Source organism: Undibacterium sp. WLX3042 (assembly GCF_049544825.1).
GTDB lineage: Bacteria > Pseudomonadota > Gammaproteobacteria > Burkholderiales > Burkholderiaceae_D > Undibacterium.
The window spans coordinates 1,520,563-1,534,621 of the sequence record NZ_CP186698.1; the positions used below are offsets into that span (position 1 = coordinate 1,520,563).

General features: G+C 46.0%; 7 protein-coding genes. 4 read left to right on the forward strand and 3 right to left on the reverse strand.

The annotated features are described in order from the left end of the window. The first annotated feature begins 28 nt into the window (after positions 1–28). Genes ACPAOP_RS06845 through ACPAOP_RS06855 form a run of 3 tightly spaced genes read left to right on the forward strand, consistent with a single transcriptional unit; the run spans position 29 to position 7,916 of the window. Positions 29–4,837, forward strand: a complete 4,809-nt coding sequence (locus ACPAOP_RS06845; RefSeq protein WP_423678923.1) for a glycoside hydrolase family 99-like domain-containing protein — start codon at positions 29–31, stop codon at positions 4,835–4,837. Continuing rightward, positions 4,837–5,799: an NAD-dependent epimerase/dehydratase family protein gene (locus ACPAOP_RS06850; protein ID WP_423678924.1), complete on the forward strand. Its 963-nt coding sequence runs from the start codon at positions 4,837–4,839 to the stop codon at positions 5,797–5,799. The genes ACPAOP_RS06845 and ACPAOP_RS06850 overlap by 1 nt, the downstream gene beginning before the upstream one ends. Positions 5,800–5,858: 59 nt before the next feature. Beyond that, a complete protein-coding gene (locus tag ACPAOP_RS06855; RefSeq protein ID WP_423709757.1) occupies positions 5,859–7,916 on the forward strand; it encodes an acyltransferase family protein in 2,058 nt (685 codons plus the stop codon). 21 nt (positions 7,917–7,937) lie between these two features. On the opposite strand, the gene ACPAOP_RS06860 is transcribed toward ACPAOP_RS06855, so the two are convergent. The 3 genes from ACPAOP_RS06860 to ACPAOP_RS06870 all read right to left on the reverse strand — a co-directional run bounded on the left by ACPAOP_RS06860 (position 7,938) and on the right by ACPAOP_RS06870 (position 12,326). Beyond that, positions 7,938–9,626 (reverse strand): GspE/PulE family protein, encoded by a 1,689-nt coding sequence (locus tag ACPAOP_RS06860; protein ID WP_423709758.1) that lies wholly within the window; start codon positions 9,624–9,626, stop codon positions 7,938–7,940. Positions 9,627–9,715: 89 nt separating this feature from the next. Then, on the reverse strand, positions 9,716–10,231 hold the full coding sequence (locus ACPAOP_RS06865) for a hypothetical protein (RefSeq protein ID WP_423678927.1): 516 nt from the start codon (positions 10,229–10,231) through the stop codon (positions 9,716–9,718). Between the two features lie 319 nt (positions 10,232–10,550). After that, positions 10,551–12,326, reverse strand: coding sequence for a hypothetical protein (locus tag ACPAOP_RS06870; RefSeq protein ID WP_423709759.1), 1,776 nt, complete (start codon positions 12,324–12,326; stop codon positions 10,551–10,553). A 509-nt stretch (positions 12,327–12,835) separates the two neighbouring features. On the opposite strand from ACPAOP_RS06870, the gene ACPAOP_RS06875 reads away from it, so the two are divergent. Further along, positions 12,836–14,038: a type II secretion system F family protein gene (locus ACPAOP_RS06875; RefSeq protein WP_423678929.1), complete on the forward strand. Its 1,203-nt coding sequence runs from the start codon at positions 12,836–12,838 to the stop codon at positions 14,036–14,038. Positions 14,039–14,059: the final 21 nt, after the last annotated feature.

Consider the following 14,059-nt stretch of genomic DNA (forward strand, 5'->3'; position numbering starts at 1 on the left):
GTAAGACGGCCAGATAGATTTAGTGGTAATGGAAAATCATAACAAATACAGCAGAGATGTCATTCCTGACACGGAGGAGTCTCTTTCAAAGATCGTTGCACAAATTCACGCAAACTCTGTTGTGTTGGATATTGGCTGCTCCAGTGGGATGTTGGGGCATTATCTGGTTTTGCAAAAAGAATGTGTGGTCGACGGTGTTGATATTGATCAGGGGGCATTAGAGGTATGCAGTCCCGTTTACCGGAAAGTTACCATCAGGAACCTCGAAACGGATAGTATTACCGGCGATTTCGTTCCTGAGTCTTATGATTACATTATCGTTGCGGACGTCATTGAGCATCTGAATAATCCGGATAAACTTTTGGCACAACTGCGTTTGCTGGTCAAGCCACACGGTGCCATTATTTTCTCTGTACCAAATATCACTCATATTGCCGCATCTTTAGAGTTACTTGCAGGGCAATTTAGCTATACACAAAATGGCTTGCTTGATAACACACATCTGAGATTTTACTCATACCAAAATCTGATCAAGAAATTAGCTGATTCTGGAATTTATTTATGGGCGTTGGATACGGTTCAGCGGAATTTGACTGAAACCGAATTCGCAGACGTGCAGACCAGGCTTTTCCCTAAACAGTGGCTGGATGCGATGATTGAAAGTCGCCCGGACGCGTTGGTATACCAATGGATAGTCACGACCAAAATATATCCAAGTATGCATGCGGTACCGGATATTTCCAGACTCAAAAAAAAGCTGACCAGTCCTATTTTTACGACGGCTTTGTATTGGCAGAGCTCACAAACATCAGGATTCAACGAAACGAATAAGCTCCCTGGATTTAGACACGATAGTGTACTCAACGAATTTGTAGTGGAGTTTCATTTTCCAGCTTTAGAAGATGAGTGTATCAGTAAAATACGCATTGATCCTGCATCGGAAATGAAGTCGATCTGGATTAAGAATGCGTACATCGCTGATGCACAGGGTAGTGTTTTGTGGCAATGGTCAGGGGCAGGTTCTGATGCTGATTTGATCAACGCTTTCTGGAGTGGAATCACTCCGGCTGAAGGCCGTATATTAATGGCGGAAAATAATGACCCTCAATGGTATCCGGATGTGCCATCTGATGTGTTAGCTAGGTTAAATAAGGGCTATAAATTTGCCTTTACTCTTTGCGACGACAGTGCAGCGATAGACGCGCTGCTAGAAATGATTTGGGGACAGCGACTTGAGTTGAGCGCAGAGGAATTAAGGCAGATGTCTGTAAAAGTGTCACAAACGGAAGACTTGGTTTGTAAGCTTGAAAAAAACAATGCACAGAAAGCTCAGGAAATTAATGAACTGACAGAAAGTAATGCTCTGAAAGCTCAGGAAATTACCGGCTTGATCGAAAGTAACGCTCAAAAAACTCTGGAAATTAGTGAGTTAAATCAAAGTAACGTTCAAAGAGCTCAGGAAATTAGTGAGCTTAAACACATATTGAATGAAAAAGAAGCTTACCTGCAATCTATCATTGATAGCAAATCTTGGAAGATAACCAAACCATTGCGATACATCCGGCGAAAAATGAGTACATCAATAATAACAAGAATGCGCCTGTTCACATTTGGTAGTTTCAGGGTTTTTTGGCGAATACTTCCCCTGCCACTGACGTTAAAAAATAAGCTGAAAGCCGCATTGATTAAGAATTTCCCATCGCCGTTTCATCAATACAGCAAATGGATTACTGCCGGCCAGCACAATACTCAGCAAGGTGACTCAGCGTCGGCTTTGTCCATTTATGAACCAGTATCTACAGAAGTGGAAACTGTGCATTATGTTGCGCGCTTGAACGCCACACCTTTAGAAAACAAGCCAGTCAGATTAATTTGCTTTTATTTGCCACAGTTTCACGCGATCCCACAAAATGATGCATGGTGGGGTGAAGGATTTACAGAATGGTCAAATGTCAGACCTGCACAGCCACAGTTTCATAACCACTATCAGCCTCATGTTCCGGGTGAGTTGGGCTACTATGATTTACTTGATACTCAAGTACAGCGTCGTCAGATTGAATTAGCGAAGTTGTATGGAATAGAAGGCTTTTGTTTTTATTTTTATTGGTTTGGTGGCACACGTCTTTTAGAAAAACCCATAGAAAACTACCTGAATGATCGTTCGTTGGACTTGCCATTCTGTCTCTGCTGGGCCAATGAAAACTGGAGCCGTCGTTGGGATGGCTTGGATCACGAAGTTCTGATTGCGCAACAACACAGTCCCGAAGATGATCTTGCATTTATTGAACATGTTGCCAGGTACATGCGTGACCCGCGCTATATCCGCATCAGTGGCAAACCGCTGTTGCTGGTTTATCGTCCAGGATTATTGCCCTCTCCAAAAGAAACAGTAGCCCGCTGGCGCGACTGGTGTCGTCAGAACGGGATTGGCGAAATTTATCTGACGTACACGCAATCCTTTGAGGCGCTTGATCCTGCAACGTATGACTTCGATGCTGCCGTTGAATTTCCACCGAATAATTCGGCGCCGCCAGATGTGACGAATACAGTGACTCCGCTCAGCGCAGATTTTTCCGGCAGGGTATATGACGCGCGTATCTTTGCTGAAAGAAGTGAAAACTATCAGCAGCCTCCTTATACCTTATTCAGAGGAGTATGCCCGTCCTGGGACAATACAGCCCGCAGAAAGAATAAGGGGACGATTTTCCTCCATTCCAGCCCTTTGGTATATCAGCGTTGGTTAGCGAATGCAATCAGGGATACCGTACAACACCGTAGTAATCAGGATGAACGGCTGATCTTTGTGAATGCCTGGAATGAATGGGCGGAAGGTGCGCATCTTGAACCTGATGAACGCTATGGCTACGCTTATTTGCAGGCGACCCGAAATGCGATCACTCGCAGTACCTCATACCCAGGAAAGTCCGTACTTCTTGTTACGCATGATTGTCATCCGCACGGAGCGCAATTTTTGATTTTAGAAACTGCAAAGCAATTGAAGGAATGCGGTTTTGATGTGACGATCATGGCTTTGGATGGAGGAAATTTGTGGGACGACTTTAATCGGGTCGGTAAAACCTTCAACATAAAAAACCGCCATTCTGAAGAGGTGTATGCTTTTTTAGAAAAATTGAATGCAGTGGGAACCGTAGATGCAATTACCAATACTGTCATTTGCGGAAGTGTTTTGCCTTTATTGAAACACACGGGATTTAAAGTGTTAAGCCTGATTCATGAAATGCCAGGTGTTATTCGTGACATGAAGCAAGAGGAAAATGCCAGAACGATTGCACAACTGGCGGATAAAGTCGTATTCCCTGCTGCGTTAGTGCATGAGCTTTTTAATGAAATTGCTCCCGTCAATCCAAATAAGATTGTTATCCGGCCACAAGGCGTATTACGCAAGAACCCATTTAAAGGCCGCCGAGTTGAGGCACATAAAGAAATTTGCGAATTACACCACTTACCGTTGAATTCGCAGATTGTTTTGGCAATCGGATATCTGGATATGCGCAAAGGCGCAGATTTATTTGTCGAAGTTGCTGCAGATGTCATTCGATGCAATCCGAACGTTGTATTTATTTGGGTAGGACATGCAGAAGCTATTTTTGAGCAAAAAGTAAAACTCAGAGTACGTGAATTAAAGCTGACGGATAAAGTGATTTTTGCCGGCTTTGTACGTGATCCTATGGCGTATTATGCCGCGGCATCTGTTTATGCACTTACTTCTCGCGAAGATCCATTTCCCAATGTTGTTTTGGAGTCGGCAGAAGTCAATGTCCCTGTTGTTGCTTTTAAAGGTGCTTCCGGTACGGAAAACCTGATTTTAGAATGTGGTGGGCGCCTGGCGAATTACCTCGAGTCCGGCGATTTTGCAGAGCAGGTGTGTGCCTTGCTCAATACGCCAGTTACAACCCAGAACAAACCTGTTTTATCGCTCAGACAGTATTCGTTAGATCTGATGCATCATCTGAATGCTTGTCCTCGTGTGTCTGTTGTTGTGCCCAATTACAACTATGCACATTATTTAGCTCAGCGCTTGGAAACTGTTTGTACGCAATCATTTCCGATTTATGAGTTGATTATTCTCGATGACAATTCCAGCGACGACAGCGAAGAAGTGGTGCAGTCTTATATGCGGGAGTGTCCGGTAGACTGCACGTTTGTTGTGAACCCTGAAAACTCCGGGTCTGTATTTTTACAGTGGAAAAAAGGAGTGGATCTTGCCAGAGGTGATTTGATCTGGATTGCTGAGGCAGATGATCTGGCCGATAAAAAATTTCTGGAGGCATTAATTCCCGCATTTTTTGACCCATCAGTGGTGCTTGCTTTTACTCAATCAAAGCAAATTGATGAGCATGGGAACCTTGTTGCCGAAAATTATTTGGACTATACAAAAGACATTTCAGATGATTGGAGTCGTAGCTATTGCCGTGATGGTGCCGAAGAAATTGCAAAAGCAATGAGTATAAAAAACACGATTCCAAACGTGAGTGGTGTTCTTTTCAAGCATCAGACCTTGAAAAAGGTATTTGATGAGATGGGTGATAATTTAACCCAATATAAAATTGCAGGTGACTGGCTGATTTATATCCGGGTTTTATTGGAGGGAAAAATCTATTTCAATCAGCATCCCTTGAATTTACACCGCCGTCACACAAACAGCGCGACGAATACTTTGAAAGCCAATCTGCATTTGCAAGAAGTGATCGCCTTGCAAGAGGTCGCGAAATCAGTAGTAACGCCGGGTCAGGACATATTAAACAAAGCTAACCTGTATATAGAGTATTTGCACCATCATTTTGGTTTGCCTTTAAATAAAGAGAAAAACAGTTAATGAGCTTGCCAGCACAAAAATATAAAAAAGCGTTGATACTCGGTGCTGCCGGATTTATTGGCATTAATCTTGTGAAGGAACTGGTGCGCGCGGGATTTGAAGTTGTTTGTTTCGATATAGTGATATCAAAACAGTGGCCTGATGGTGTCCGTGCGATTGTGGGAGACTTTTTGCGACCACCGGCTGAACTGTTGGCTGAAATGGATCAGGCATATATTTTCCATCTGGTCAGCTCCTGCCGTCCTTCGCCGAGCACTACGCAAGCTGCGAATGAGGTCAGCCGGGATTTGGTCTCTACCATTAACTATCTTGAGCACACAAAAGATAAAGATGTCCGCTGGATTTTTTTATCCTCTGGCGGAACCGTTTATGGACAAAAAGATGCGGGACTTATTTCTGAATCCAGTACGACAGATCCCATCAGCTCATACGGGCTGGTGAAGCTGTCTATCGAGCGCTATTTTGATTTATATAGAAAATCATACGACCTCGATTTTATCGTGATCAGGCTAAGCAATCCTTACGGCCCTTGGCAAGATCCTCAGCGGGGGCAGGGGATTGTCGCTGCGCTGATATACAAGGCACTTACGCATCAGACAATTGATATTTGGGGAGATGGCTCTATTGTCAGAGATTACATCTATATAACCGATGCAATAGAAGGCATTTTACAGGCGGGCATTCTTGGCACATCCGGTGACATTTTTAATGTCGGGACGGGGATTGGCACGTCCATCGTTGAGTTGGTAGAAAAGATCAGCCACAGTCTTGGTATACCTATCTCTGTACAACACAGCGCCCCGAGATTCGTTGACGTTCAGAGTAATGTGCTTGATTCACGCAAATTATTATCGAAAACTTCATGGTGTCCTTCGACTAACCTTGATGTCGGGATTTCGTCGACGGCGATGTGGATGAAAAATACTTTTTTGCAGAGTCATTCATCATCTGCTGACCGCTAGCCGGATTCCGCTACGTACATCAGCGATTTCAACTTCAGTTTGTTTTCAGATTTAATTCAATGACACTAAAAGATGTACATTTACCACCTTTGAAATATCGGTCTGACATCGACGGATTGCGGGCCATCGCTGTTATTGCGGTCGTCGTCTTCCACGCATTTCCAGATGTACTTCGTGGTGGCTTCATTGGCGTGGATATTTTTTTTGTTATCTCTGGGTATTTAATATCGACGATTATTTTTGAGAACTTAGAATCAGGAACTTTTCGTTTTTCTGATTTTTATACTCGGCGCATAAGGCGCATCTTTCCTTCGCTTCTTCTTGTGTTATCAGCGTGTTTTGTGTTCGGATGGTTTGCTTTACTGCCAGACGAATATAAACAGCTGGGTAAACACATGGCCGCTGGTGCCGGTTTCATCTCAAATATCGTTTTGCTGGGAGAAGCAGGTTACTTTGATAATGCCGCAGAGACCAAGCCCTTACTGCATTTATGGAGTCTGGGAATAGAAGAGCAGTTTTATATCGTCTGGCCGCTACTGCTGTGGTTTGCATGGAGGCGCAAGTTTAATCTCCTGACGATGACCGTTTTCTTTACCGTCATCTCATTTTTTTTGAATTTCAAGGGCGTCAGACAAGATGCCATCGCAACTTTCTATTCGCCACAAACACGTTTTTGGGAACTGTTGTTTGGCAGTCTTCTGGCATGGCTGATGTTATATCAGAGGCAGAAATTGAGTCATATCGCCAACAAGATTGATGATTTTCTTGTTGCCGTTCTTTATACGGAAAAGCAGAAAACCCAGGGACAAACTCTCGCCAATTGTTCGTCGCTTCTAGGTTTGCTATTGCTCACTTATGGGTTATTGCACATAAATAAAGAACTCCGGTTTCCCGGTGAGTGGGCATTGATACCGGTCACCGGCGCGGTGTTATTGCTTGCTGCAGGTCCTGATGCAGTCGTTAATCGAAAAATTTTATCCGCGAGATTACTTGTTTGGTTCGGTTTAATCAGCTTTCCACTGTATTTGTGGCATTGGCCGCTCTTATCTTTTGCCCGGATCGTTGAGAGTGAAGTACCGAGCATTGAAATTCGTTTTCAAGCTGTTGTCTTATCAATAGTACTTGCTTGGCTTACTTATTTTTTGATTGAACGTCCGATGCGTTTCGGAAAATATGGCAGGGCTAAGGTTATTACTCTCGTTTTTCTGATGATTGTTATCGGATATGTCGGGTTCAATACATATCAACGAGATGGATTGAAATTCAGATTGTTAAGCAGTAAAGCCCAAATTGGAAATATAAACTCTGCAGATTTGTTGAACGAATCTATCAATAACTGTCATGCGTATTTCCCTGACTGGGATAAAGTGACTGATAACCCTTGCAGGTTTCAAAGAAAAACCAAGAATACCATCGCAATTATTGGCGATTCCCATGCCGGTCATTTGTATGCTGGATTAAGCGAGTCCGTTGATTCTGGTGATGGAGTCATCGCTTTTGCTGCAAGTTGCGCGGCACCATATATTGATATCGCAAGCGCCACCAGCGACATCAATGCACGCAAAGTCAGGGAAGGAGCTTATAAGTTAATAAATGCCGCCTACGACTTTGTCATTCATGACCCGGACATTAAAACAGTCATTCTGGCGCATAACCCGCTCTGTTCTTCCGGAGATGTAAAAGACATGGCGAATCCCGGAAACAAGGATGAGAATCGTGTGTTGAAAGACGGGATGATAAGGACTTTTCAGGCTTTAACAAAGGCGAATAAAAAAGTAGTCGTATTATTTGACAATCCTTTTCTGCCATTTGAGCCGAATTTATGTGTTAACCGGCCGTTCCGACTTACTAATAATCGGAACAAATGCTTATTCCCGCGCGAGGAATTTGACTCTCTGACGCCTTTTTCAAATTATAAGTCCGTCGTAAATGCGGCTCTGAAGGAGTTTCCGCAAATTCGTACGTATGATCTTGCCGATCCGTTTTGTGATGCTCAGTATTGTTATCTCGCAAAAAACAATATGCTACTTTACAGGGACAGAGGTCATTTAAACGACAGTGGCTCACGCTACGTTGCTCCTTACATCATGAATATGATTGGAAGCCCTAAGAAGTGAGTACACTGTGTTTATGTTTTCTCAGGCACCTGCCAGACTCAGTACTTCTTCAACGGTGGTGATGCCCTGCCATACTTTAAGCATGCCATCATCGCGTAAGGAGCGTACCTGGTTCTCTCTTAAATATCTGACGATCTCTGCCTCACTCGCATGGGATAAGATCTGATGCTGCAGCGTTGCATCGACCTCGAATAATTCATAGATCGCAACACGTCCTGCAAAGCCGGTATGGTTACAGGCACGGCAACCGACCGGTTGCCGCAACTGTGGTTTCTCCACTAATTTTTCTTTCCAGTGTCTGACGCCTTCTAGTAAAACACGATGCGTTTCCTGACTAATTTCGGCCGGCTGCGCGCACTCTTCGCATAAACACCGTACCAGACGTTGCGCCATCACTCCTTTTAAGCTGGAGCCAAGTAAAAACGGCTCAATACCCATGTCAACCAGTCGTGTTACAGCACCTGCAGCACTGTTCGTATGTAAAGTTGAGAACACCAGATGCCCGGTCAGCGCGGACTGGACAGCGATGGAAGCGGTTTCCTGATCACGGATCTCACCGATCAACACCACATCAGGATCATGCCGCAGGATAGAGCGCAGAGCGGATGCAAAAGTAAAGCCTATATCCGCATTCACCTGTACTTGCGAGATACCTTGCAGACGATATTCAACCGGGTCTTCAACCGTGATAATTTTATTTAAACCATCGTTCCCGATATCGAGTGCCGTGTAGAGCGTGGTGGTTTTACCCGAACCAGTCGGCCCGGTCACCAGCACAATACCATTCGGCATCTTGATCCAGCGTTTAAATAGTGCGGCATGGTCAGGCATCATGCCCAGATCTTCGAGATGATAAGGCTTGCGATCCTGGCGCAGCAGACGCATCACCACAGATTCGCCCATCGCACTTGGCAATACCGAGACACGGACATCAAATACCTCGCTATTGACGCGTGCCGTCATACGGCCATCCTGAGGCAGGCGGCGTTCCGCGATATCGAGTTGCGACAAAATTTTGATACGGCAAACGGTAGCGTCAAATTTATCCAGCGGAAAGCGGCTCAGATCCTGCATCACGCCGTCGACCCGCAGCCGAATCGCGAATTCATATTCGCCTGGTTCGACGTGAATATCAGAAGCACGCCGTGTCACTGCCTGTGATAGCACCGTATTGACCAATTCGATAATCGGGCCTTCTTCGGCCAGTTCACGCAGATGCATGACGTCGCCGCTCATCGCCATCTTTGGTTCGCGGCGTTCCTGTGCGGCGTAGAAAGCCTCAAACGAAGACGGACGCATCAGCGCAAATCGCAAAGGCTTTCCATCTGCAGGTGCTTTTAAACGTAATACCTCCAGCACGCTCGCATTCAACGGCTCTTTGGATGCGCAGCACGTGACGCCGGTTTCTTCGTTATGCCAGATCATCATGCCTTGTGACTGACACCAATGCGGAAGAATTTCCCATTGGGTGATCGTGGCGTGAAATGTCGTTTGTGCCTGATGCAGTTCGTCATCGGTCAGCAGAGGCAAACCGGTGTAATCTGACAGGTGCTGATACAGCACCTCCTCGGATAAAGCGCCCATCCGTACCAGCAGCGCCGGCAGCGGAGTGAATTGCTCAAGCTGAAGCAGGCGGACATTATCGAGCACCTCAGCCGGAACGAGGTGATGGGTTTGTAAATACTGATCGAAAGATAATTTTGTGCTCATGGATCTGAAAGAGGAATACAAGCGGCAAAGGCAACGGGCGGAGAGGAAAACGGGCAGCTGATGTGCCTGCCCCGTACTCAACAGGCAGCTTATTTGGTCGCAATTTTGATGTCATTGGCGACGCTGTACCAGCGCCCGCCAGCTTTGACCACCAGAAGTAAATCGGCGTTTTTACTAAATTTGGCCTTGATTTTTGCTTCGGCTTTGCCTATGCCCGGTGTCGAGACGGCGGTGATGAACATCGGCTCTTTATCTGCCGGCGTCTGGTTAAACAGCATGAAAAATTCAGTGCCCGGTATTTCGCTGACCATGCGTATAGTCATGATGCCGGGAAGTGCGATAGTGGGTGAGTCCAGCAGCAGATAGTCGGATTTGATTAATGTGGTTTTACTGACGGGGGGACGCATCATCGCCAGTACGGCATCGACTGTGCCTGCTTTGGTCATTTCCGGTATCAGGTCTTCGATGTTATTCACCACTTTGGTCGGAGCGGTCTGTGCCTGAACAGTCGGAGGAGTGACGCCGGCAAGCATGGAGAGGAAAAACAGGCTTAACGCGCAAATATAGCGGAACAAGCGACGAACAGAAAATTTATGCGCAGACATACGAATCCAGTAGTGAAACAAGAATAAAGCAGCGGTATCAGCAAAATATGACGCAACATACATCAGCCCTAGGCAAGCCAAAGCGAGGCCGCAGCCTGACTTTACAGCATGAATTGCGGTACTGAATCAGTTTCGTCATGAGAAACCGTGATATTGAACAACATATCACAAAGAAAGCCAAGTGTTGAATCTCGGTGTTGAATAATGTGTTGAACTTGATCGCTGATGATGAACTTGCATCATCCGGTATGCGGACATAAAAAAAGGGAGGCTTACGCCTCCCTTTTTAATCAGTAAAACTAATTGGTAATAACCAGAATTACTTAGCCAGACCGCGTTGTGCGTCTTGATCGTTCAATTGAGAATCGTATGCACGATCTGTTGAAGAATCAAAGTCAACACCTTGTGAAGAGGAAGCTTCGAAGAAGTTACCGTTAGTTGTGTTCAACAGGTAGTTCTGTACTTTCAATGCACTTACGCCTTCAGCTGTAACACGCAGACGCTCACCCAGATTTTGAGTTACTGGAGTAACGCCACCAGCTACATAGCCTGTACCGTTAGTTGCTGGAGTACCTGTCAACTTAGCATCGATGTCTGTTGCAGAGAAGTTAGCAGCAGCACGTGGTGCCAGTGTAGTGATCTGGCCCCAACCACCGTAGGAACCATCAGAGTGGATCAACTGACCGTAGATCGTCGCTGTATTGGTTTCACTTGGGTTGATCAAGCGGATGTAAGATGCAAAGCCACTGTTGTTTTTAGAAGTAGCGTAGTTACGAACGTCCACTTTCACGCCACCAACCAGACCTGCCAATGGTTTTGTGCATGAGTTGTTTTGTTCGTTCAGGTATGTTGGTGAAGTACCTGCTGCTTTTGTCAGAGTCGCAGTAGCGGAGAATGTCGATACTGGGATTACTGAAGTACCTGGTACTGTGTAGAACACATACAGAGGCGCTGCCGCTTCAGCTGCTGTCAGCCCTGTGCTGCTCAGAGTGATAGTGTTGCCAGTAGTCGCAGTGACTGCTGGAGAAATGACTGGCGCCGTCAATGGTGTGTATGTATCACGAGTTGTGGACAAAGCGATAGTCGAACCAACAGCAAAACCTTGGTTTGCGGTGATAGCGATATCGTAAGATTTCAACTCAACTTTACCAAGAGTATTATTCGCTGCATTTGCACCGAAAGTTACACCGTTAGCTACGGCATAGGCAGTGTTGGAGCCAGAGTCAGAGCCCAGTGCGTCTTGGTTAATTTTGATGTAACCCAACTGAGCAACTGTAGTAGAACGGAAACCGTTCAGTGTCGCGTCAGATACGGATGCTGCTGCAGTACCTTTGAACAATAAGTTGCCTGTTGATGGATCAACACGAGCCAGGTTAACAGTAGAAGCTGCCAGACCCAGAGACAAGTTCGTTGGGAAAGAGAACAGGATACCGTCGTTAGTGCTGCCTACGCGTGTGTGTTCATTCGCTGCGTTCGCATTCAACACGTCAGTTGCTTGTGTGGAAGCGGAAACGTTTGCGAAGTGCTTAACAGATACGCCCAGTGTAGGAACATTGTTTGTACATGGCTGAACTGCGCCAACAACTGAGTACAGACCAGTTACAGTAGCAGCAACACCAGCTGTACCTGTACTTGTTGCATTACCACCAGGGGCAGCAACGCCATTGGAGACTGTATCGTTAAAACGAACTGCTGGTGTAACGAAAGTAGAACCAGCTGCTTGTGGGAAAGAGATGTTAACAAACAATACTTTACCGTCTGCGCTCAGAGTTGGAGTACCAACTGTGTATTTAGCTACAGGAATCAGGTTACCAGAGTTGTCAACCATAGTGATTGCATCTTTAGTACCAGCTGTTTTGAATGTACCGTTAGTCAGTACCAGTTGGATCTGGAAAGACTGAGCAACCAGAGTCGCGTCGATATCACCAGCGAAACGATAAGAAACTGGAGGAGCGGAAACAGCTTGTGCGTCGTTAACGATAACTTCGTGAGCGATAGCAGAAGATGAAGATTGGATTTGACCTGCGGAAGCTACGTTAGCAGCGAAAGCAGCAACCAGGCTAGCCGCCAGGATACTTAATTGTTTTTGTTTCATTTGAATAGCCTCTCTAGAAAAGACATTAAATTGTTACGTAATAAATGTACAACGTACGTTTGCTACAAGTACTTGTCATACGAGTACTCATATGACTAGCCGATGAAGATTAAAACATGTTTTTTCAATTGCAGCAAGTTCCCATGTGCAGTTATGTCGAAAATATAACTTTCTCTTCTCTCGCCAGGCATATTCCTAAGATCGACAACGATATAATACGTAGCGGCGTGATTCTGCGCTGTGTTTCTTACGTTTGTACACAAGTGTGTTGTGTATAGGATACACTTCCGGACATTAAGTTTGATTCATTCCGGATTTTGGCTTGCTTTCTCATTTCTTTTTCAAAATGCGGGAGGCGGTGAAGCGACTTTGACTGAACGGATATCAGTGTTTCACTATTGTTGTATTCCGTTGTCTTATACAATCCGTGCACGTCTGCTGCGCCATGCCTTGTCAGCCTGGAACGGTTTTTTTTCGCTATATATATACTGAGTTTTTAATTTCCCCTTATGCCGGAATTTCGTTATCAAGCCACTGACGCGCAAGGTGCGGTGGTGAAAGGCGTGCTGACTGTAGAAGATCAGGCGGAGGCGATGATGCAATTGCAACGTCGCGGTTTAATGGTATTTGACATGCAGGAAGCCGCAGCTTCCCGCCGCAGCCGCATCGCGCAGCCCAAGCGCGCCGGTCGCGATGCCATATTAGTGGTGCTGCAGGAACTCGCTACTTTACTGGATGCAGGTGTGACACTGGCAGACGCAGTAGAAAATGTTGCCAGAGGGTATCAGGATTCGCCTCTGGGTCTTGCCTTTAATAAAATCTATTCACAGCTGCGTGGTGGTATTGCTTTCTCTAAGGCCTTAGTCGATGCAGATTTGCGCCTGCCTAATTATGTGGTCGAGCTTTGCCGCGCCGGTGAATCCACTGGTAAATTGGCGGGTTCTCTGCGTTCTGCGGCAGAGCAGCTGGAATTAGAACAAAACTTCCAGCGCGAGGCACGTAACGCACTGATTTATCCTATGGTGCTGATAGTTAGTGGTTTTTTGGCAACATTGCTGGTGTTTGTTTTTGTGGTGCCGAAGTTCGCCAATATTCTGAGTAACCCAAAAGCGGATATTCCTGCGGTTTCGCTGTGGGTACTGGCGACGGGGATGTGGCTGACAAAAAATAAACTGTTGCTCGGTGCCTTGTTGGCAGGTATCGCTGGCAGCGCATTCGCTTTGTTGCGGCAGGAAAAAGTGCAGCAAAATTTATGGAACTGGGCAGCAGGTTTGCCGGTCATCGGTAGCTGGATTATGCATACGGAAATGGCGCGCTGGAGTTCTATGTTCAGTGTGTTGTTGCAAAACCATGTTTCGATACTGGAGGCGCTGGCGCATGCGCAGAATGCCTTGCGCGGTGACGTGTGGCGGCAAAAAGCAGCATTGATTCTGAGTGATGTCCGCGGTGGTAAGACGCTGGCGGAATCTTTGCAGTTGCATCAGTTTATTGATGCAACCGGTGTAAATCTTGTGCGGGTGGGCGAACGTTCTGGTGCTCTGGGTAAGACGACTGCTTCACTGGCGCAGATGCATCGCATGCACAGTCAGCAGCAGATGCGCCAGTTTTTAATTTTGCTGGAGCCTGTCACTATTTTGCTGGTGTCGGTGGTATTGGGCGGCATTATGATTTCGGTCATGCTGGCGATCACCAGCCTGACGAATGTGATTTAAGGCAAAGGCCGGCATCGTCCG

What these genes read in the sequence shown, in the direction of transcription:
- ACPAOP_RS06845 (WP_423678923.1), top strand. Translation starts at nt 29, where the DNA reads ATGGAAAATCATAACAAATACAGCAGAGATGTCATTCCTGACACGGAG.
- ACPAOP_RS06850 (WP_423678924.1), top strand. Translation starts at nt 4,837, where the DNA reads ATGAGCTTGCCAGCACAAAAATATAAAAAAGCGTTGATACTCGGTGCT.
- ACPAOP_RS06855 (WP_423709757.1), top strand. Translation starts at nt 5,859, where the DNA reads ATGACACTAAAAGATGTACATTTACCACCTTTGAAATATCGGTCTGAC.
- ACPAOP_RS06860 (WP_423709758.1), bottom strand. Translation starts at nt 9,626, where the DNA reads ATGAGCACAAAATTATCTTTCGATCAGTATTTACAAACCCATCACCTC.
- ACPAOP_RS06865 (WP_423678927.1), bottom strand. Translation starts at nt 10,231, where the DNA reads ATGTCTGCGCATAAATTTTCTGTTCGTCGCTTGTTCCGCTATATTTGC.
- ACPAOP_RS06870 (WP_423709759.1), bottom strand. Translation starts at nt 12,326, where the DNA reads ATGAAACAAAAACAATTAAGTATCCTGGCGGCTAGCCTGGTTGCTGCT.
- ACPAOP_RS06875 (WP_423678929.1), top strand. Translation starts at nt 12,836, where the DNA reads ATGCCGGAATTTCGTTATCAAGCCACTGACGCGCAAGGTGCGGTGGTG.